Source organism: Actinomadura citrea, from assembly GCF_013409045.1.
In the GTDB taxonomy this organism is placed as follows: Bacteria; Actinomycetota; Actinomycetes; order Streptosporangiales; family Streptosporangiaceae; genus Spirillospora; species Spirillospora citrea.
On record NZ_JACCBT010000001.1, the window covers coordinates 343326 to 362864 of the forward strand.

Consider the following 19539-nt stretch of genomic DNA (forward strand, 5'->3'; position numbering starts at 1 on the left):
ACGATGAACGGCGGCTAAAGGCCGGAAGGCGTGCCTGCGACGGCGACCAGGCCCGCCCTGCCCGGGGTCTGTGACTCCTCCGCGGCGAGTTCTTGCGCGAACAGTGCGAGCAGTCCGTTCAGCCGGTACTGGTGGACGGACGGCTGCTGCACGAGGTTCGCGTCCACCAGGTTCTCGAGCGCCCGCTCGGCCCCCTGCGCGGCCCAGCCGAGGGCGGCCGCCAGCGCCCGATGGCCGGATCGCCCGTCCGGGGCCGTCCCCAGCGCGCGGAACGCTCGCCGCTCGGCGGCCGGAAGCCGGTCGTAGGAGAGCCGGAACGCCCCTTCCACGCTCCGGTCCTCCGCCGTGAGCTCGGCCAGGCGGCCCCGGGCGTCGGCCATCCGGTGCACCAGATGGCCGATCGCCCAGGACGGGCGGCTCTGGAGGCGCGCGCCCGCGATGCACAGCGCCAGAGGCAACCGGTCGCACATGGCCGCCAGCTCCCGCACGGCGACCGGCTCGGCGGCGGCGCGCTCGGCGCCCACGATCCGGGTGAGCAGCGCCTCCGCCGCCTGCCGGGTGAGTCCCCCCAGCGAGACCCGGCGGTCCACGTCCAGCCCGACCAGCCGCCGGCGGCCGGTGACCAGCACCCGGCTGCCCGCCCCCGCGGGGAGCAGCGGGCGCACCTGGTCGGCGCCGGACGCGTCGTCGAGGACCAGCAGCAGGCGCAGCCCGGCGGTCGCGCTCCGCCAGGACGCCGCGAGCTCGTCCAGGTCGCCGGACGCGTTCCCGGCGCCGACCGCCCGCAGCAGCCGCCGCAGCGCGCGTTCCGGCGGCACCGCGTCCCGCCGCTCGTCGTGCCCGTGCAGCTCGACGAACAGGCAGCCGTCCGGGTGGTCGCGGCGCAGCGCACGCGCGGCGCACACCGCGAGCGCGGTCTTGCCGGCGCCCGCCACCCCGTCCACCGCCACCACCGCGGGCCCGCCCCCGCCGGTGAGCAGCGCCAGCTCGTCCTGCCGTCCGACCAGCTCACCGACCTCCGCGGGCAGTTCGTCGGGGACGCGCCGCGCGGGCGGAACCGGCGTGCCCGCCCCCCGTCCCGCCTCGTCTCGCGGAACGAGGTCCAAGGCCGCGTCGTCACCGCGCAGAACCGCCTGATGCACCCGCCGCAGCCGCTCGCCCGGCTCCACCCCGAGATCCTCCACCAGTCGGTGGCGCAGGTGCGAGTACGCGGCCAGCGCGTCGGCCTGGCGGCCGCTCCCGTACAGCGCGCGCATGAGCAGCGAGGTCAGGGACTCGCTGTGCGGGTGCTTGGGCATCAGGGCGTGCAGCTCACCGACGGCGTCCACGAACCTGCCGAGCTGGAACTGGCATTCGATCTTCTCCTGCAGGAGGGAGAGCCTGCGCTCCTCCAGCCGCAGACGTTCCGCCTCCGCGAACGGCCCCGGAAGCCCGGCCAGCGGCTCGCCCTGGAACAGCGCGAGGGCATCGAGGCAGGCGCTCGCCGCGGCCGCCAGATCGCCGGACCTCCTGGCGGCGGCCGCCTCGTCCGCGGTCTCGTCGAGCCGCATCAGGTCGACCGCCGTCCCCCGGCTGACGAAGCGGTAGCCGCCCCGCTCCCGGGCGATCACCGACTCCTGCGCGTGCTCGCCGAGCGTGCCCAGGCAGCGGCGCAGCCGGTGGACGTACACCGGCACGATCTTGCTTCCCGAGCCCGGCGGTTCGACGCCCCAGACGCCGTCGAGCAGCTCCCGCTGGCTGACGGTCATGTCCGGGCGCAGCAGCAGGGCGGCCAGGAGGGCCTGCTGCCTGAGGGGGCCGAGGTCGAGCCGGGTCGCCCCGCGCCACGCCCGGACCGGGCCCAGCACGGTGAAGTCGAGCAGGCGGGGGGCCGGGTCCGGCGTCGTGTCCGAGGTCATCGCCATCGCCATCATCAGACCGATCTCTTCGAACTGCTGATCAAGGACGATCCGCGCGTACAGGGGAGCGCAACGGACCTTGGCATAACTTTGTAATGGGTAGGTTATTACTATGTGATGGCCCGGTGCGGCGATTGGTTCGGACCATCGGCGTGGCGATCGTCACGTCACTGTGCGGGGCGCGGCCGCCGGCCCCGGCGGGGCGCGGGCTCGGGTGCGACGGCCGCGGCCGCCTCGACGTTCAGCAGCGACTGCCCGGCGGAGTGCTCGGCGGCCGCGCGGTCGTCCCCGAGCCCCACCAGCAGATTGATCACGTGCGGGCCCAGGATGTGCAGGACGCCGCGGCCCTCCTGGCCGAACACCCCCGTGCTCTCCAGCAGCACGTAGCCGTGGATCATGCACCAGATCTGCCCGGCCACCAGGACCGGGTCGTCCCGGCGGATCCGCCCGGCGTTCATGGCGCGCCGCACCAGCCGCGGCAGCAGCGCGAAGGCGTCGTTCACCTCGGCGGCGGTCGCCGGCGTGCCCTCGGCGGTGAGGTCGTGCCCGAACGATGGAAGCGCCCCCGGCGAGGCGATCCCGAACATCAGCCGGTAGCGCTGCGGGCTGGCCATCGCGAACTCCCGGTAGGCCAGCCCCAGGACCAGCAGGTCGGTCACCGGGTCCTCGGTGTCGGGCACCTGCCGCAGGTGCCGCTCGAAGCGCGCGAACGCCTCCCGCCCGATCGCCTCGTACAGCCCGGCCATCCCGCCGAAGTGGGTGTAGACGGCCATGGTGGACGCCCCGATCTCGGCGGCGAGCCCCCGCGCGTTCAGCGCCTCGGGACCCCGTTCCTCCAGCAGCCGCATCCCGGCTTCGATCAGCTTCTCGCGGGACCCCGCCGACGTCTTGGACATGACAATGTTATAGCGCGCCCAGAAGGGTCCGCTATCACCTGAACGGCCATGTCTTTCTGTTGCGACGGTGGCGACGCCCTCCGCGGGGTCAGGCGGTACCGGGGGCCCGCTCGGTGGACATGGTCGGCACGACCTTGAGGAAGGCATCGGCGATCTCCTGGTACCCCGCCGCCGTCGCGTGGCCGTCGTCGTCGCTGCACTGGTACGTCCACGCGCAGATCCGTGCCACGGCCCGGGGGACGGTGCCGTACGGAGGGGCCGGCACCTCGGTGAGGTCGTGCCCGGCAAAGGCGCCGTTGACGTCCGCGACCCTGAACCCGGCGGCCAGGTAGACGCCGTGCTCGTAGGCGTTGAAGGTGTCGATGACCGGAATCGAGGCGAGGGCGGCGGCCCTGCCGCCCGACACCCAGGACGCCAGGCCGGGGTTGTAGTAGTTCATGGCGGCGTAGACGGGGGAGCCGCCTCCCGCCAGCCGCAGCCGCGCGGTGATCTGGGGCAGATTGACGATCAGCGAGCCCACGCCCTGGAGCGCGCAGCCCGCGTCGACGCCACCGCCGGGCAGGCACCCGTTGGTGTCGTTGGCCCCGATGTCCAGAGTCACGTACCGGACGTGGCCCGCGTGCGCCTTCAGGAAGGCTTCGGCGGCGCCCGTCTGGGAGCCGGCCGCGTACCGGCAGATGCCGCCCTTGAGCATCGTCGTGGTGGTCTCCCCGGGGCAGCCGAGCTTCACCAGTCTCAACCGGGGATTCCGCGCCTTCAACGCGGCATGGAGCCGGTCGGTGTAACCCTGATCGGTCCTCCCCGCACCGGCCTGCACGCCCACGGACAACGAGTCGCCGAGCGCCAGGTAGTACTCCGGGCCGCTCGCCGAGGCGACCGGCCCCACCAGCCCCAGCCCCGCCACGGCGGCGACCACGACGGCGATCGATCTGACCAGCCCCATCCCCGCTCCAGCGACCTCGGCACAAGCGCACCCCACCCGGCACGCACGCAACAGACGGCCAAGCTAACAAACATCGCTGTCTATTTAAAGGGCCCCGGCATCGTCGGTGCCGAGCCGGCGGGGTCGACATGAGAGCCCACCGGGGCTCCGTCCGAATGCCCGGGACGAATTCCGACACCAGGCGCATCCATTTCGACTGACGCCGGGCCCCGCGTGTCACGTCGCGCGGGCTGTCTGGCGGGTCAGCGAGCTCGGGGTGGGGCGCAGGAGCCTCGCTGGACGAGCTGGGCTCCTACGCGGTAGGTGCGGCCGTTTCGGGCGGGGGGCACGTTGCCCCGGCCGCGTTCCAGCTGCTGGAGGAGCAGGTCCATGGCGAGTTCGCCCAGTTCCCGGGCGCCGTTGTCGACGACGGTCACGGGTGGGTGCCACCAGCGCAGCCAGCTGATGTCCTCGTAGCAGACGAGGGAGAGGTCGTCGGGGACGCTGACCCCGGCGGCCACGAGGGCGGGCAGGACCCCGAAGACGGCCTCGTGGTTGGCCGCCAGCAGGGCGGTCGTCTCCGGGGCGCGGCGCAGCAGCCGGTCGGTCGCGTCGGAGCCGAACGCCGGCTCGAACGGGCCGCGCTCGACCAGCCGCTCGTCGACCTCCAGGCCGCGCTCGCGCAGGGCCTGCTCGTATCCCGCGAAGCGCTCCTGCCCGGAGTTGGTGTCCGACGGCCCGCCGATGTAGCCGATGTGGCGGTGGCCGAGGTCCAGCAGGTGCCGGGTCGCCTCGTGGGCGCCGTCGCGGTCGGCCGCGAGCACGGTCGGGGCGGCGCTCTCGGGCGCGCCGCGGATGAGGTTGACCACGGCGGTGCCGCTCGCCAGCAGGGCGTTGGAGGCGGCGGCGTTGGAACCGGTGCCGATCAGGATGAGGCCGTCCACGCCGTGCTCGCCGAGCGTCTTGAGGATGGTCTCCTCGCGGCGCGGGTCGGCGTCGGTGATGTAGAGCATCATCTGGTAGTCCTCGGCCGCGGCGCGGCGCTGGACGACCTCGGCGACGGTGTGGAACGAGGCGTTCACCAGGTTGCCGACGACGAGCCCGATCAGGTGCGACTGCCGGGACCGCAGCGAACTGGCCGCGCGGTTCGGCCGGTAGCCCAGCCGCCGGGCGGCGTCCTCGACGAGGGCGCGCGTCTCGGCGGCGATCAAGGACGAGCCGCTCAGCGCCCGGGAGGCGGTGCTGCGGGACACGCCGGCGGCGGCGGCGACGTCCTTCAGGGTGACGCTCATCGTGCTCCGCTTCTGCAATCGATCCCACTGGCGGGCCAATCATGCCACAGGACGACGGGGGAGGGCAGGGCAACAAAAAGGAAGAAGACGACTCTTGACACCCGAGTTGGCTCTGCCGCAACCTTGTGCAACCGATCCCAGCGGGATGAGCTCTACAGACTCGGGGAAAGATCTTGGATCGCGACGACGTCTCATGGCACGGCTACTGGCCGGCGGCGCCCACGCCGTTCGCCGCGGATGGCGCGCTGGACGAGGACGCCTGGCGTGCGCTGCTGCGGCTGTACCTGCGGCAGGGCGTGCACGGCGTGCTGGTCAACGGCAGCACCGGCGAGTGGTTCGGCCAGAGCCCGGCCGAGCGCCGGCGGGTCGCCGAGATCGCCGTCGCCGAGGTGGCCGGCCGGGTTCCGGTGGTCGTCGGCGTCACCGCCTACACCCCGGCCGAGGCGATCGGGCTGGCCAGGCACGCCGCCGACGCGGGGGCCGACGGCGTGCTCGCCACCCCGCCGCCCTACGTCCACCCGGGGCCGGAGGAGCTTCTCGCCTTCTTCGCCGAGGTCAGTGCGGCCACGGACCTGCCGTTCATGGTCTACAACTGGCCGCGCGGCGTCGCCGTCGACATCGGCGACCACCCGGACCTGGTCCGGCGGCTGGCGGACCTGCCCCACGTCGCCGCGATCAAGGACAGCACCGGCGACTGGCTGCGGATGCTCGCGACGGTCGAGGCGGTCGCCGACCGGGTCCGCGTCTTCGGCAGCTTCCTGCACCGCCGCGGCCTGGCCGTCCTGCTGGAGCTCGGCGGCGACGGCAACATCGACGGGGGCGGGCTCGGCGCCCCGTTCGCCGTCCCGTACTACGAAGCGGTCGCGCGCCGCGACGGCGCCGCCGCCCGCACCTGGGCGGACCGCTACACCGGCCTGTCGGGACGGCTCATCCGCCCCGACTACAGCGGCGTGTTCGGCTCGCCGATCGCGCAGCTCAAGGGGGCCATGTCCCTGCTCGGGCAGCCGGGCGGGCACGTCCGCCCCCCGCTGCGGCCGGTCACCGGCGTCGCGCTGGAGGCGATCGGCGCGGTCCTGGAGGAGTCCGGCCTGACGAAGGCCCTCGCTCGGGAGCGGGACGCGGCCGGGGCGCGGCCGTGACCACCGGCACCCGGATCACCATCGACGGGGAACCCGTGGACGCCGCCGCGGGCGCGTCCCTGACGGCCGTGTTCGTCGCCGCCGGGCGCTGGCGGCTGCGCGACAACCCGGTCAGCGGGGAGCCGCGCGGGCCGTTCTGCGGGATGGGCGTGTGCTTCGAGTGCGAGGTCACCGTCGACGGACGGCCCGGTGTGCGGGCGTGCCTGACCAGGGTCCTGCCCGGCATGGCGATCGAGACGGGGACGGTCCGATGACCGCCTCGCGCGACGTGCTGGTCGTGGGCGGCGGCCCGGCGGGGCTGTCGGCCGCGGCCCGGCTGGCCGCCGCCGGGCTCGGCGTGACCCTCGTCGACGAGCAGCCCGAGCTCGGCGGCCAGTACTACCGCCGCCCGTCGCCCGCCGTGCTGCGCGAGCACGGCGATCACCGCCCGGAGGGCGGGCGGCTGATCGCGCACGTGCGGAGCCTCGGCGTCGACTGCCTGACGGGCCACCTGGTCTGGGGAGTCGACGACGACGGACGGACGCTCCTCGCCACCGGCCCGGACGGGACCCCGGTCCGGCTGCGCGCACGCCACGTGATCGTGGCCACCGGCGCCTACGAACGGACCCACCCGTTCCCCGGCTGGCAGCTTCCCGGCGTCACGACGCCCGGGTTCGCCCAGCACCTGGCCGCCGCCGACGGCACCCCGCCGGGCAGGCGGGTGCTGGTCGCCGGGTCGGGCCCCTTCCTGCTGCCCGTCGCCTGCTCGCTGCTGGCCGCCGGCGCCGACGTGGTCGGCGTGGCGGAGGCCGGGCACCCCTACCGGCCGTCGCTGCGGGCCGCCCCGGCGCTGCGGCATCCCGCCCGGCTCCGCGAGCTGGCGGGATACGTGGCGCGCCTGGCCCGTGCGCGCGTTCCGCTCTGGCAGGGGCGCGTGGTGAACGGGGCCGCGGGCGGTGACCGCGTCACGTCGGTCACGCTCGCCGCCACCGTTGATCCGGGACGGCCGTTGCGGACGCTGGACGTCGACGCCCTCTGCGTCGGCTACGGCTTCCGGCCGCAGACCGAGCTGGCCCGCCTGCTCGGCTGCGAGATCAGCGCCGACGCCGTGACCGGCGACGCCGAACCCGTCACCGACGCCTTCGGCCGCACGAGCCGCCCCGGCGTGTACGTGGTCGGTGAGGCGGCGGGCGTCGGCGGCGTCCACCGGGCCCGCGTCCGCGGGGCGATGGCCGCCGCGCACATCCTCCTCCGAGAGGGGAGCCCCGCCGCCCCGGGCCCCCGGGAGATCGCCCGGCTCGCCGCGCAGGGCCGCGCGCTCACCCGGTTCACGGCGATGAGCGACGCCCTGTACCCGAGCCCTGCCCGGTTGCAGGAGGTGCTCGCGGCCACCCTGGACGACGACACGATCGTGTGCCGCTGCGAGGCGGTGACCGCCGCCGCCGTGCGCTCCGCCGCCGCGGAGCGGGCCGGTGGCGATCTGAACGCCGCGAAGTCCTGGTCGCGCGCCGGGATGGGGCCCTGCCAGGGCCGCTTCTGCGGGTTCGCCGTCGCCGGTCTCGTCCGCGACGCCGCGGAGGCCCCGCCCGCGGGCGGGGCGCGGTGCGGCGTACCGGTCTTCCCGGCGCGCCAGCCCGTCCGCCCCGTGCCCGTCGAGACGCTGCTCGCGCTCGGCGAGCAGGACGGGGGCGACGGATGAGCGCGCAGACCGCCGACGTGGTCGTGATCGGCGCCGGGGTGCTGGGCGGCGCGGCCGCCTTCCATCTCGCCCTGGGCGGGCACCGGGTGATCGTCCTGGACCGCGGCGCTCCGGGCCGGGAGGGATCGGGCACAACAGCGGGTAACCTGCACGTCCAGGCCGTCCACACCCGGCGGCCGGGGCAGGAGGTCCCGCTCGACAGCGCCCGGTTCCTGCCTCTCCAGCGTGCCGCGAGCGACCGGTGGAACTCGGTCGAGGCGGAGCTGGAGGCCTCGGTGGAACTGCGCCGCAGCGGCGGTTTCACCATCGCCGAGACGCCCGAGCAGCGTGCCGAGCTGATCGCCAAGCACGCGTGGGAGGAACGGGCCGGGATCCGCACCGAGGTCCTGGACGGCGACGGGGCCCGCGCCGCGCTGCCGCTGCTCGGCCCCACCGTCACCGCGGCCACCTGGTGTCCGCTGGACGGGTACGCCAACCCGCTGCTGACCACCCCCGCCTACCTGGCGGCGGCGGTGCGGCACGGAGCCCGGCTGCACCCGTTCTGCCCCGTCCGCGCCGTGGAACGTTCCGGATCGGGCTGGCGGGTCACCGCCGGGGACCTCACCGTCGAGGCCCCGCACGTGGTCGACGTGGCCGGGCCCTGGCTCGGGGAGATCGCCGCGCTGGCGGGGATCGGCCTGCGGATGACGCCCGTCGCCATCCAGATGCACGTGACCGTGCGGCTGCCCGAGACGCTGCGGTACCTCGTCCAGCACATCGGCGAGGGCCTGTCGGTCAAGCAGGTCACCGCGGGGAACCTGCTGATCGGAGGCGGCTGGCCCGCCCTGCGGCTGGACCCCGACGGCCGGAGCCCGGTCAGCCTGTCCAGCGTCCTCGGCAACGTCGCCCAGGCCGCCCGTGTCCTGCCGTTCGTGCGGGACCTGCGCCTGCTGCGGACGTGGGCCGGCCCCCTGGCCGCCACCCCGGACGAGATGCCGGTGATCGGGGAGGTGCCGGGCGCGCCCGGCTTCCTGGTCGCGGGCGGAACCTACGCCTTCACGTTCGCCCCGCTGTGGGGCGAGACCCTGCGCTGCCTGGTCGAGGGGAAGCCGGCCCCGGTCGACGTCCGCGACCTCGGGCCGGACCGGCTCCTGGAGCCCGCCGCGCCCGCCGCGCCTTATGAGGAGGCCCGATGAGAGAGGAGACAGCGGTGCCGACAACGACCACCGCGCGGCGGCCCGTGCCGCGGGAGGGGACCCTCTGGCTGACCGGCGGGCACGTCGTCGACGTGCTCGGCGGGACGGTCCGCCGCAACGCCAACGTCGCGGTCGCGGCGGGCCGGATCGAGAAGATCACCACCGAGGCGCCGGAGCCGGGCGCCCAGCGCGTCGATCTCGGCGGCCGGTACCTGCTGCCCGGCCTGATCTCGGTGCACACGCACCTGTCGGTCGTGTACCCGTTCTCCGCCACCGACGAGGCCGAGAGTCCCGGCCTGACCGCGATGCGAGCCCTGTCACGGGCGCAGGACGCGCTGCACGCGGGCGTCACGTCGATCCGCTGCGTCCACGAGCAGAACCGCGCCGACCTGCTCGTCCGCACCGGCGTCGAGCAGGGCTGGGTGGACGCGCCCCGCATCATCGGCGCGGGCCGCGCCGTCTCCACCACCGGCGGCCACGGCCACGGCTCCGCCTGCTCCTACGCCGACGGCCACGACGGCTTCCTGCGCGCGGCGCGCACGGAGCTGGCCGCGGGCGCGGACCTGATCAAGGTGTTCATCACCGGCGGCATCGCGCACGAGGGCGAGTCGTTCACCGGCGCCCAGATGACGCTGGACGAGATGCGCGGGGTGGTGCGGGCCGCGCAGGAGCACGGCACCTACGTCACCGCGCACGCGGGGTCGGGGTCGGCGATCCGGGAGGCGCTCGCCGCCGGGGTCCGCGGCTACGAGCACGCCTACGAGCTGGACGACGCCACCGCGAAGGAGATGGCCGAGCGGCGCGTCTTCCTCACCCCCACCCTGTGCGTCACCCGCTGCCCCGACTGGATGGCCGAGCACTCCTTCAGCGAGTGGCAGATCCAGCGCGCCCTGGAGGTCGGCCCCGGCCACCTCGCCAGCATCCGCCGGGCGGTCGCCGCGGGCATCGCCGACCCGCGGGACCCGGGCGCACCCGGGATCACCATGCTCGCCGGCACGGACTACCCGCCGGGCGAGCCCATCGAGGACACCGTCGTCGCCGTCCGCGAGATGGAGTTCCTCACCGAGGCCGGGCTGAGCCCGGAACAGGCGCTGCGCGCCGGCACCAGCGACGCCGCCCGGCTCGTCGGCCTGCACGGCAAGGCCGGGGCGGTCGAGGAGGGCCTGCTCGCCGACCTGATCGTCACCGACCGCGACCCGCTGTCGGACCTGTCCGCGCTGCGCCGCATCCCCTTCGTCATGCAGGGCGGACGCGTCGTCCGCGACGACCTGCCCGCCGCGCCGGCCGGACGGGCCGCCGCCGACGCCCCCGGAGGCACCCTGTGACGTCCTCGCCCCGTACCCGGCTCGCGGTCGACATCGGCGGCACGTTCGTCGACGCCATCGCCTACGACGAGGGGACCGGCGAGCTGCGGCTGCACAAGGCCCCGACCACCCCGGACGCCCCCGCGCGGGGTGTCCTGGACGCCGTCGGCGGGCTCGCCGGCCGGCTGGACGACGTCGAGGCGTTCGTGCACGGCACCACGCTCGGGCTCAACGCCATCCTGCAGCGCCGCGGCGCCGACGTCGGGATCATCACCAACGCCGGGTTCCGGGACCTGCTGGAGATCGCCCGCGCCAATGTGCCCGGCCAGCACATGTACGACTTCGCCTACGCGCCCCCGCCGCCGCTCGTCCCGCGCCGGCACCGGACGGGAGTGCCCGGCCGGATCGACGCCCAGGGCGCCGAGGTGGAGCCGCTCGACGAGGACGCCGTCCGCGAGGCGGGCCGGATCCTGGTCGAGGAGCACGGGCTGCGCTCCCTCGCCGTCTGCTTCCTGCACTCCTACGCCGAGCCCGCGCACGAGCGGCGCGCGGCGCAGATCCTGCGCGACGCCCACCCGGACGTGTCGATCTCGGTGTCGACCGACATCAGCCGGGAGTACCGGGAGTACGAGCGGACGAGCACCGCGACCCTGGACGCCTACATCCGGCCCGTCCTCAGCGACTACATCGGGGCCCTGGAGGGACGCCTCGGCGACGCCGGGCTCACCCGCCCGCTGCACATCATGCGGTCGGGCGGCGGCGCGATGACCGCCGAGCTGGCCCGCCGCGCCCCGCTGATGACGGTCCTGTCGGGTCCGGCGGGCGGCGTGGTCGGCGCCTCGTTCCTGGCCCGCGAGCTCGGCCGGGACAAGCTGATCTCCTTCGACGTCGGCGGCACCAGCGTGGACTGCTGCGTGATCGAGGACGGCTCCCCCGGCGAGGTGCACGAGGCCGCGATCGACGGCTTCCCGCTGCTCATCCCGATCTTCGACATCCGCACGGTCGGCGCGGGCGGCGGCTCCATCGCCTGGATGGACCACGGGCTGCTCAAGGTCGGGCCGCAGAGCGCCGGCGCGGTGCCCGGCCCCGTCGCCTACGGGGCCGGCGGCACCGAACCGACCGTGACCGACGCCGCGCTGGTGCTCGGCTACCTCGATCCGGCCGCGTTCCTCGGCGGCGACATGAGCATCGACGCGGACGCGGCCCGCGCCGCCGTGGCGGACAGGCTCGCCCGCCCGCTCGGCGTCGGGGTGACCGAGGCCGCCGCGAGCGTCCTGCGCGTCCTGCTCGCCCGGACGGTCGGCGCGCTCCGCGAGATCACGGTCGAGCGGGCCCTGGACCCCCGCGAGTTCGCGCTGCTGGCGTTCGGCGGCGCCGGCCCGCTGCTCGGCCCGATGCTGGCCCGCGAGATGGGCATCACCGAGACCGTCGTCCCGCAGGTCCCGGCGGCGTTCTCGGCGTTCGGGATGCTCATGTCGGACCTGGAGTACGAGTTCGCCACCACCGTGCTCAAGCCGCTCAGCGACGCCACCCTCGCCGAGCTGGAACCGGCCTTCGCCGATCTGGAGAACCAGGGCGAGGAGGTGCTGTCGCTCCAGGGCGTCAAGCCGGAGGACCGCACCCTCGTCCGCCGCCTGGACGTCCGCTACCACGGCCAGGAGCACACGCTGGCCATCGACCTGCGGCCCGGGGACGACGCCGCCGCGATCCTCGACCGGTTCCACGAGCTGCACCGCGCCCGCTACGGGCACGCCATGCCGGACGGCGGGCAGATCCTCACGCTGCGGGTACGGGCGGTCGGCGTCCTGCCGAAGCCCGGCCTGCGCAGGCTCTCCGGCAGCGGCTCCGGCACGCCCGACCCCGCCGGGAGCCGCCCCGCCTTCGACGTCGCCACCGGCGAGACCGTGCCGTTCCCCGTCTACGAGCGGCAGGCCCTCGCGCCCGGCCACGTGGTGCCGGGGCCCGCGATCGTCGAGGAGGGCACCTCCACCACCGTGATCTTCAGTGACCAGCGGCTCACCGTGGACGTCCACGGCCACCTGCTGGTGAGCAGCCCGGAGACGGCCCAGTGAGCCAGACAGGAGATGGTCCGATGAGCACGACCCGGCCCGGCGGAGAGGCGGCGGCCGCGCTGGACGGCGCGACCGTCGAGGTGATCCGCAACTACCTGGTCTCCGTCGGCGAGCAGATGCGCCGCACGCTGGTGCGGGCCGCGTTCAACCCCGTGATCTACGAGGTCCTCGACTTCGGCATCTCGATCTACGACGGGGACCTGGAGCTGATGGCCGAGGCCGCCGGGATCACCTCGTTCCTCGGCGCCAACGACCACGCGATCGTCAAGGGCGTCGAGTACGTGGGCCGGGAGAACCTCGCGCCCGGCGACGTCTACCTGCTCAACTACCCGTACTGGAGCGGCGCGCACTCCTACGACGCGATGCTGTTCGCGCCGGTGTTCCGGGAGGGCCGCGACGAGCCGTCCGCCTACCTCGCCGTCCGCGCCCACTGGATGGACCTCGGCGCGAAGGCCCCGGGCTACGTCCTCGACTCCACCGACATGCACCAGGAAGGGCTGATCTTCCCCGGCACGAGGATCGTGCACGGGGGCGAGGTCGTCCGCGACGTCGTCGAGCTGATCCGCTTCAACTCGCGGCTGCCGGACCTCACCGTCGGCGACTTCCACGCCCAACTCGCCGCCCTGCGCACCGGGGAGAACCGGCTCGCGCAGGTGTGGGACAAGTTCGGCGGCGAGGTCGTGGACCGGGCCGTCAAGCAGATCATCGAGCACGGTGAGCGCGTCGCGCGCACGGCGGTCGCCGCCCTGCCGGACGGCACCTGGACCGCCGCCGACTACTGCGACGACGACGGCATCACCGACGACCTGATCCGCATGGAGGTCAGGGTCACCATCGACGGCGACCGGATGGAGGTCGACTTCAACGGCTCGGACGGCGCCGTGCTCGGCCCGGTGAACCTTCCGATCGGGGCCACCGAGAGCCTCGCCAAGTCCACCTTCAAGGAGCTGACCACGCCGGACGAGCCGTCCAACGCCGGCCACTACCGGGCCCTGACCGTCAAGGCGGACCCGGGGAACTTCTTCCACGCCGTCTACCCGTCCGCGACCTTCACCCAGTGGAGCGGCATCGTCGCCTTCGAGCTGATCCACAAGGCGCTCGCGGGCGTCCTCGACTCGATCCCGGCCTCCTCCGGGGGCGACGAGCCCGGATTCATGGCCCTCGGCCACGACCCGCGCACCGGCGACGACTTCGTCATCAGCAACAACGAGGGCATCGGCTGGGGCGCGCGGCGGGACCACGACGGCGCCAACGCGCAGCAGCACCCGTCGCAGAGCGTGGTCCGCAACACCCCGATCGAGGTGCTGGAGCACAAGTCGACGGTCTTCCACGAGCGGCTGGAGCTGATCCCCGACTCCGGCGGCGCGGGCCGCTACCGCGGCGGCGTCGGCGTCCTGCGCGAGGTCCGCTACCTCGCCGACGGCGAGGTGCTGTCGATGAAGAAGAAGAGCAAGACGCGGCCGTGGGCGCTGCACGGCGGGCTGGAGCCCGAGCCCAGCGGGATGACGCTGTGGCCCGGAACCGACCGCGAGAAGCGGGTCGGCATGTACCGCGCCGCGATGCGGGCCGGCGACCGGTTCGTCAACCGCACCGCGGGCGGGGGCGGCCACGGCGACCCCCTCGACCGCGACCCCGCCGCCGTCGTCGCGGACGTCCTGGACGGCTACGTCACCGCCCAGGCCGCCGAGCGCGACTACGGCCTGGTCATCGCCCCCGACGGCTCCCACACCGAGACCCCGGCCCGCGCCGAACGGCGCCGGACGCAGCCCCCCGCCGATCGGCACGACACCTGACACCGTCCGCCCGGACACGTCCACGAAGGGGAGACACCAGTGCTCCACACAACTGTCACGGCCGGTGAGCCGTCGAGGACCAGGTGGTTCCCCGGTCCGCTCCGCACCCGCGGACGCGCCGGGCTGCGGCTGACGGCCGTCCTCGCGGCGGGGGCGCTCGCCGCCGCCGCGTGCGGCGGCTCCGCCGGCGGGACCTCCGCCCGCACCCAGACGCTGATCATCGCCGAGAACGAGCCGCCCGCGACGTTCGACCCCGTCCAGGCCGACAACTCCACGGTCGACGAGGTGGCCCGTCCCGCCTACGACACCCTCGTCAGGTACGACGCGAACAACAAGATCGTTCCGAGCGTGGCCACCGAGTGGAAGGTCTCCGGGGACGGCCGCTCCATCGACGTCACCCTGCGCGGGGACGTCACCTTCCACGACGGCGCGAAGCTCACCGCGGCCGACGTCCGGTACAGCCTGGACCGGATCAAGAAGCTGAAGGTGGGGGTCGCGTCGCTGCTGACGCCCTACGAGTCCACCACGGTCGCCGACGACACCCATCTGACGATCAAGCTGGCCCGGCCCTACGCCCCGATGATCCCCGCGCTGACCCGCGTGTACGTGCTCAACGCCAAGCTGGTCGGCGCGCACGAGGGCGACGACCAGGGGCAGAAGTGGCTCGCCACCGCCGACGCCGGCTCGGGCCCCTACAGGCTGACCGGCTACACCGCCAACCAGGAGGCGAAGTACACCCAGTACGCCAAGTACTGGGGCGGCTTCTCCGGCCAGGCCAAGAACGTCGTGTTCCGGTACCTGCCGCAGGCCGCGACGCAGAAGAGCTCGCTGCTGGCCGGTGACATCGACATCGCGATGGACATCGACCCCAACGACTGGAAGTCCTTCGAGGGCAACGGCGGCTACAAGGTCGACAAGGCCGACACCAACGTCCAGCTCTACGTGTTCTTCAAGATGAAGGACTCGCCGGTGTCGAGCAGGCCGCTGCGCGAGGCGATCGCGTCCGCCTACCAGTACGACCAGCACATCGGCTCGATCCTCAAGGGCGCCGGCAAGAAGGCGGTGGGCGTGCTGCCGTCCACGATGGCCTGCTTCGACTCGTCCGCCCCCCAGCCGGCGTACGACGTCGCCAAGGCGCAGGCGGCGCTGAAGTCCGCCGGGCTCTCCGGCGCCTCCCTCACGATGACCTACCTCAAGGCGACCGCCGAGATGGAACAGGCCGCCACGCTGCTCCAGTCCGACCTGGCCAAGGTCGGGATCAAGCTGAAGCTGGAGGCGATCACCTACCCCGAGCACGTGGAACGGCTGAAGAGCAACAAGACCACGCCCGACCTGGCCATGATCTACGCCTTCCCGCCCAACCCCGACCCCGACTCGGTCCTGTACCAGCTCTTCGACTCCAAGTTCATCAACAACGGGCAGAACACCGGCGGCTACGACAACCCGAAGGTCGACTCGCTGGTCGAGAAGGCCCAGGCCCTCACCGACGAGAACGAGCGCTGCGGCCTCTACAAGCAGGCGCAGCAGCTCATCGCGGCCGACGTCCCGTCGGTCAACATGTCCAACCCGCAGACCGTGACCGTCCTGCGCAAGGGCGTCGAGGGCTACGCCTACCAGGCGTCGCACCACCAGACCGTCGACGTCTACGGCGTCAAGGTCGGCTGACCCGCCCGCGCCGGGCCCCCGGCCCCCCGCGGGGGACGCCGCGGGCCCGGCGCACACCATCCATGAGATCTCCAGCGAGGGGAGGCACGGCATGGCGCGTTTCCTGCTGAGGCGGCTCGTCACCAGCGTCGTCGTGCTGTTCGGCCTGGGCGTCGTCACGTTCCTGATGACCCAGGTGCTGCCCGGCGACCCCGCGCGGGCGGCCGCCGGCCGCAACGCCACCGCCGAGCAGGTCGCCGCGGTGTCCGCGCGGCTCGGACTCGACCGGCCGATCTGGGAGCAGTTCCCGCGCTACCTCGGGAACCTCCTGCAAGGCGACCTCGGCACATCGGTGTTCACCCAGCGCCCCGTCCTGGACGACATCGCCGGCGCGCTGCCGTCGTCGATCGAGCTCGTCCTCGCCGCGATGCTGATCAACGTGGCGGTCGCGGTGCCGCTCGGCGTGTACGCCGCCTACCGCCGGGGGCGCGCCGCCGACGTCGCGGCCCGGCTCATCGTGCTGTTCGGCGCCGGCGTCCCGGTGTTCTGGCTGGGGCTGATGCTCCAGCTCGTGTTCGCCGACCGGCTCGGCCTGCTGCCGCTGACCGGGCAGCTCGGCTTCGGCCGCGAGGTGCCCGAGATCACCGGCATGACCTCGCTGGACGCGCTGCTCGCCGGGGACCCGGCCGCGTTCGGCGACGCGGCGTCCCACCTGCTGCTGCCCGCCGTCACGCTCGCGGCCGCGTTCGTCGCGGTGGTCGCGCGCACCGTCCGCTCCTCCATGATCAGCGTGCTGGACTCGGACTACATCACGCTGGCCCGCGCGACCGGGGCCTCCGAGCGCCGGGTGGTGATCCGGCACGGCCTGCGCAACGCGCTCGTCCCGGTCAGCACCATCCTCGGCATGCAGCTCGGCTGGATGCTCGGCTCCACGGTGCTGGTCGAGTCGGTGTTCGGGCGCAAGGGGATCGGCGCCTACGCGGTCAACGCCGTCCTGCAGAACGACCTGTACGCGGTGATCGGCAGCGTGCTCGTGATCGGAGTGGTGTTCGTGCTGGCCAACATCGTCGTCGACCTCGTCCAGCTCTGGCTCAACCCGCGCCTGCGCCAACCCGCGCGGGCGCGCCCGTCGGCCGTCCCCGGTGGAGAACCGCTGGAGAAGGGCGCCATGGAAGGGGCGGCACTGTGAAGACCGCCGCCGTCCCCGCGACGAAGCAGGATTCCGCGGCCCCCGGACGCGGCAGGTCCGTCCTGCGCCGGAGGCGCGCAGGGTCGGGACGCATGTCCATCGTGGACCGGGCCGCCCTGGCGGTCGCGGCGCTGATGGTCCTCATCGCGTTGGTCGGCCCCTTCCTGGCGCCCCACGACCCCTACGCGGTCGACCTCGCGCAGGCGCTGCACGCCCCCTCGGGCGCGCACTGGTTCGGCACCGACGCCAACGGCCGCGACGTCTTCAGCCGCGTCCTGTACGGCGCGCGGGTGTCGCTCCTGGCGACCGTGATCGTGATCGCCGTCGCCACGCTGATCGGCACGCTGATCGGCACGCTCGCCGCACTCGGCGGGCGGGTCGTCGACGAGGTCCTCATGCGGATCTGCGACATCGGCCTGTCCCTCCCGGCGATCATCCTGGCGCTCGGGCTGGCCGCCGCGCTCGGCCCCGGCCTGCGCTCCGCCGTGATCGCCCTCTGCCTCACCTGGTGGCCCGGGTACGCCCGCCTCGTCCGCACCCTGGTGCGCGACGTCCGGGACGCCGAGTACGTCGAGGCGGCCCGCACGCTGGGCGTCTCCACGCCGCGGCTGGTGTTCCGGCACGTCCTGCCGAACTCCCTCGACACCCTCTACGTGCAGACGACCCTGGACGTCTCGGCGGTCATGCTCGTCATCTCCGGCCTGTCGTTCGTCGGGGTCGGCGCCCAGGTCCCCTCGGCCGAATGGGGCGCGACGATCGCCGGAGCCGCCGGGAACCTGACCAACGGCTGGTGGGCCGTCGCCCTCCCCGGCCTCGCGATCATGCTGACGGCGATCTCCTTCAACCTCGTGGGCGACTGGCTGCGCGTCCGCAACGACCCGACTCTCCGCGGGAGGCGGCCATGAAGCCACTGCTGGCACTGCGGGACCTGCGCGCCGCCTTCCCCGGGCCGGACGGGCCCGTCGAGGTCCTGCGCGGAGTGGACCTGGACATCGCGGCGGGCGAGAAGGTCGCGCTGGTCGGCGAGTCGGGCTCCGGCAAGTCGGTCACGGCGCGGGCCGTCCTGCGCCTGGACCACGACGCCGACCTCACGGGCCGCGCCACCCTGGACGGCGCCGACCTGCTCGCCCTGTCCGAACGGGAGATGCGCGACGTCCGGGGCGCCCGGATCGGGCTGGTCTTCCAGGACCCGCTCGCCTCCCTCAACCCGGTGATGACGATCGGCTGGCAGATCACGCAGCCGCTCCTCATCCGGGGCGTCCGCAAGAAGGAGGCCCGGCGGCGCGGCATCGACCTGCTCGGCCGGCTCGGCGTCCGCGACGCCGCCCGCCGCTTCGACGACTACCCGCACCAGTTCTCCGGCGGCATGCGCCAGCGCGTCGTCATCGCCATCGCGGTGATCGCCGAACCCGCGCTGCTCATCGCGGACGAACCGACGACCGCGCTCGACGTCCGGGTGCAGGCGCAGGTCCTGACCCTGCTGCGGGAACTCGCCGACGAACGCTCCATGGCCGTACTGCTCATCACCCACGACCTCGGCATCGTGGCGGGCTTCGCCGACCGCGTCGTGGTCATGCGGCACGGCGCGCCCGTCGAGGAGGGCCCGGTCGACGAGATCTACGCCGAGCCCGAGCACCCCTACACGCGCGGACTGCTGGCCTCGGTGCCGCGCATCGACGACGACCCGTCCCGCCGGCTGAGCACCGTCGACGCCGCGGACGTCCCGGCGGCCCTGGAAGGAGGGGCCCGATGACCGCCCTCAGCGTGCGGAACCTGGTGAAGAGCTTCGGCGGACGTCCGGTGGTGAAGGACGTCTCGTTCGACCTCGCGCCCGGCGAAGTGCTCGGCCTCGTCGGGGAGTCGGGTTCCGGCAAGTCCACGGTGGCCCGCTGCGTCGCCCGGCTGACCAGGCCGGACTCCGGCCAGGTCCTGCTCGGGGGCCGCGACGTGCTCGGCGCGTCCCACCGCGAGATGCGCGCGCTCCGCCGGGACGTCCAGATGGTCTTCCAGGACCCCTACTCGTCCCTCAACCCGCGGATGACCGCCGGCGCGCTGGTCGGGGAAGGGCTGCTCGTCCACGGCCTGGAACCGGACCCCCGGGCACGCGCCGCACGGGCCGCCGCGCTGCTGGAGACCGTCGGGCTCTCCGCCGCCGACGCGGGCCGCCATCCGCGCTCCTTCTCCGGCGGCCAGCGGCAGCGCATCGCGATCGCCCGCGCCCTCGCCGTCGAACCGAAGGTGCTGATCTGCGACGAGGTCGTCTCCTCCCTCGACGTCTCCGTCCAGGCGCAGGTGCTCAACCTCTTCCGCGACCTGAGGGAACGGCTCGACCTGTCGATCCTCTTCATCGCCCACGACCTCGCCGTCGTGCACTACCTGTGCGACCGCGTCGCGGTGCTCGACCAGGGCGTCCTGGTGGAGACCGGCACCCGCGAGGAGATCTACCGCCGCCCCCGGCACCCCTACACCCGTTCGCTGCTGGACGCCGTGCCCGTCCCGGACCCGGCCGCCGAACGAGCCCGCCAGACCACCTGAGG

The 19539-nt window shown here is 73.9% G+C and carries 16 protein-coding genes; 12 read left to right on the top strand and 4 right to left on the bottom strand.

The features are described from left to right. Window positions 1–14 precede the first annotated feature (14 nt). The 4 genes from BJ999_RS01725 to BJ999_RS01740 form a co-directional block, all read right to left on the bottom strand. Window positions 15–1904 (bottom strand): AfsR/SARP family transcriptional regulator, encoded by a 1890-nt coding sequence (locus tag BJ999_RS01725; protein ID WP_218934897.1) that lies wholly within the window; start codon window positions 1902–1904, stop codon window positions 15–17. Window positions 1905–2065: 161 nt separating this feature from the next. Then, a complete protein-coding gene (locus BJ999_RS01730; protein ID WP_179831614.1) occupies window positions 2066–2794 on the bottom strand; it encodes a TetR/AcrR family transcriptional regulator in 729 nt (242 codons plus the stop codon). 88 nt (window positions 2795–2882) lie between these two features. Next, window positions 2883–3737 (bottom strand): SGNH/GDSL hydrolase family protein, encoded by an 855-nt coding sequence (locus BJ999_RS01735; protein ID WP_179831615.1) that lies wholly within the window; start codon window positions 3735–3737, stop codon window positions 2883–2885. A 242-nt stretch (window positions 3738–3979) separates the two neighbouring features. Then, a complete protein-coding gene (locus tag BJ999_RS01740; protein WP_179831616.1) occupies window positions 3980–5008 on the bottom strand; it encodes a LacI family DNA-binding transcriptional regulator in 1029 nt (342 codons plus the stop codon). Window positions 5009–5181: 173 nt separating this feature from the next. On the opposite strand from BJ999_RS01740, the gene BJ999_RS01745 reads away from it, so the two are divergent. From BJ999_RS01745 to BJ999_RS41685, 12 genes are all read left to right on the top strand, one after another. Then, window positions 5182–6147, top strand: a complete 966-nt coding sequence (locus BJ999_RS01745) for a dihydrodipicolinate synthase family protein (RefSeq protein ID WP_179831617.1) — start codon at window positions 5182–5184, stop codon at window positions 6145–6147. Beyond that, window positions 6144–6401 carry a (2Fe-2S)-binding protein gene (locus BJ999_RS01750; RefSeq protein ID WP_179831618.1) on the top strand — a complete coding sequence of 86 codons (258 nt, stop codon included), beginning with the start codon at window positions 6144–6146 and terminating at the stop codon, window positions 6399–6401. Before BJ999_RS01745 ends, BJ999_RS01750 begins: the two co-directional genes overlap by 4 nt. Further along, window positions 6398–7825 carry an FAD-dependent oxidoreductase gene (locus tag BJ999_RS01755; RefSeq protein WP_179831619.1) on the top strand — a complete coding sequence of 476 codons (1428 nt, stop codon included), beginning with the start codon at window positions 6398–6400 and terminating at the stop codon, window positions 7823–7825. Before BJ999_RS01750 ends, BJ999_RS01755 begins: the two co-directional genes overlap by 4 nt. Further along, window positions 7822–9000 (top strand): NAD(P)/FAD-dependent oxidoreductase, encoded by a 1179-nt coding sequence (locus tag BJ999_RS01760; RefSeq protein WP_179831620.1) that lies wholly within the window; start codon window positions 7822–7824, stop codon window positions 8998–9000. The genes BJ999_RS01755 and BJ999_RS01760 overlap by 4 nt, the downstream gene beginning before the upstream one ends. Further along, window positions 8997–10325, top strand: coding sequence for a metal-dependent hydrolase family protein (locus BJ999_RS01765; protein ID WP_179831621.1), 1329 nt, complete (start codon window positions 8997–8999; stop codon window positions 10323–10325). Before BJ999_RS01760 ends, BJ999_RS01765 begins: the two co-directional genes overlap by 4 nt. Beyond that, the gene (locus BJ999_RS41670) at window positions 10322–12376 is read left to right on the top strand and encodes a hydantoinase/oxoprolinase family protein (RefSeq protein WP_179831622.1); all 2055 of its coding nucleotides are present in this window, start codon (window positions 10322–10324) and stop codon (window positions 12374–12376) included. The genes BJ999_RS01765 and BJ999_RS41670 overlap by 4 nt, the downstream gene beginning before the upstream one ends. Window positions 12377–12396: 20 nt before the next feature. Beyond that, window positions 12397–14169, top strand: coding sequence for a hydantoinase B/oxoprolinase family protein (locus tag BJ999_RS01775; RefSeq protein WP_179831623.1), 1773 nt, complete (start codon window positions 12397–12399; stop codon window positions 14167–14169). Window positions 14170–14208: 39 nt separating this feature from the next. Further along, window positions 14209–15834, top strand: coding sequence for an ABC transporter substrate-binding protein (locus BJ999_RS01780; protein ID WP_179831624.1), 1626 nt, complete (start codon window positions 14209–14211; stop codon window positions 15832–15834). A gap of 91 nt (window positions 15835–15925) precedes the next feature. After that, window positions 15926–17002, top strand: coding sequence for an ABC transporter permease (locus BJ999_RS01785; RefSeq protein WP_179831625.1), 1077 nt, complete (start codon window positions 15926–15928; stop codon window positions 17000–17002). 92 nt (window positions 17003–17094) lie between these two features. Further along, entirely contained in the window at window positions 17095–17907 is an 813-nt protein-coding gene (locus BJ999_RS01790) for an ABC transporter permease (protein WP_179831626.1), read from the top strand. Then, the gene (locus tag BJ999_RS41680; RefSeq protein WP_179831627.1) at window positions 17904–18755 is read left to right on the top strand and encodes an ABC transporter ATP-binding protein; all 852 of its coding nucleotides are present in this window, start codon (window positions 17904–17906) and stop codon (window positions 18753–18755) included. Before BJ999_RS01790 ends, BJ999_RS41680 begins: the two co-directional genes overlap by 4 nt. Next, window positions 18752–19537, top strand: coding sequence for an ATP-binding cassette domain-containing protein (locus tag BJ999_RS41685; RefSeq protein ID WP_179831628.1), 786 nt, complete (start codon window positions 18752–18754; stop codon window positions 19535–19537). Before BJ999_RS41680 ends, BJ999_RS41685 begins: the two co-directional genes overlap by 4 nt. The last annotated feature ends 2 nt before the right edge of the window (window positions 19538–19539 follow it).

Bases quoted from the DNA above. Each gene is read 5' to 3' on its own strand.
- BJ999_RS01725 (WP_218934897.1), bottom strand. From the start codon at position 1,904: ATGGCGATGACCTCGGACACGACGCCGGACCCGGCCCCCCGCCTGCTC.
- BJ999_RS01730 (WP_179831614.1), bottom strand. From the start codon at position 2,794: ATGTCCAAGACGTCGGCGGGGTCCCGCGAGAAGCTGATCGAAGCCGGG.
- BJ999_RS01735 (WP_179831615.1), bottom strand. From the start codon at position 3,737: ATGGGGCTGGTCAGATCGATCGCCGTCGTGGTCGCCGCCGTGGCGGGG.
- BJ999_RS01740 (WP_179831616.1), bottom strand. From the start codon at position 5,008: ATGAGCGTCACCCTGAAGGACGTCGCCGCCGCCGCCGGCGTGTCCCGC.
- BJ999_RS01755 (WP_179831619.1), top strand. From the start codon at position 6,398: ATGACCGCCTCGCGCGACGTGCTGGTCGTGGGCGGCGGCCCGGCGGGG.
- BJ999_RS01760 (WP_179831620.1), top strand. From the start codon at position 7,822: ATGAGCGCGCAGACCGCCGACGTGGTCGTGATCGGCGCCGGGGTGCTG.
- BJ999_RS01765 (WP_179831621.1), top strand. From the start codon at position 8,997: ATGAGAGAGGAGACAGCGGTGCCGACAACGACCACCGCGCGGCGGCCC.
- BJ999_RS01775 (WP_179831623.1), top strand. From the start codon at position 12,397: ATGAGCACGACCCGGCCCGGCGGAGAGGCGGCGGCCGCGCTGGACGGC.
- BJ999_RS01785 (WP_179831625.1), top strand. From the start codon at position 15,926: ATGGCGCGTTTCCTGCTGAGGCGGCTCGTCACCAGCGTCGTCGTGCTG.
- BJ999_RS01790 (WP_179831626.1), top strand. From the start codon at position 17,095: ATGTCCATCGTGGACCGGGCCGCCCTGGCGGTCGCGGCGCTGATGGTC.
- BJ999_RS41680 (WP_179831627.1), top strand. From the start codon at position 17,904: ATGAAGCCACTGCTGGCACTGCGGGACCTGCGCGCCGCCTTCCCCGGG.
- BJ999_RS41685 (WP_179831628.1), top strand. From the start codon at position 18,752: ATGACCGCCCTCAGCGTGCGGAACCTGGTGAAGAGCTTCGGCGGACGT.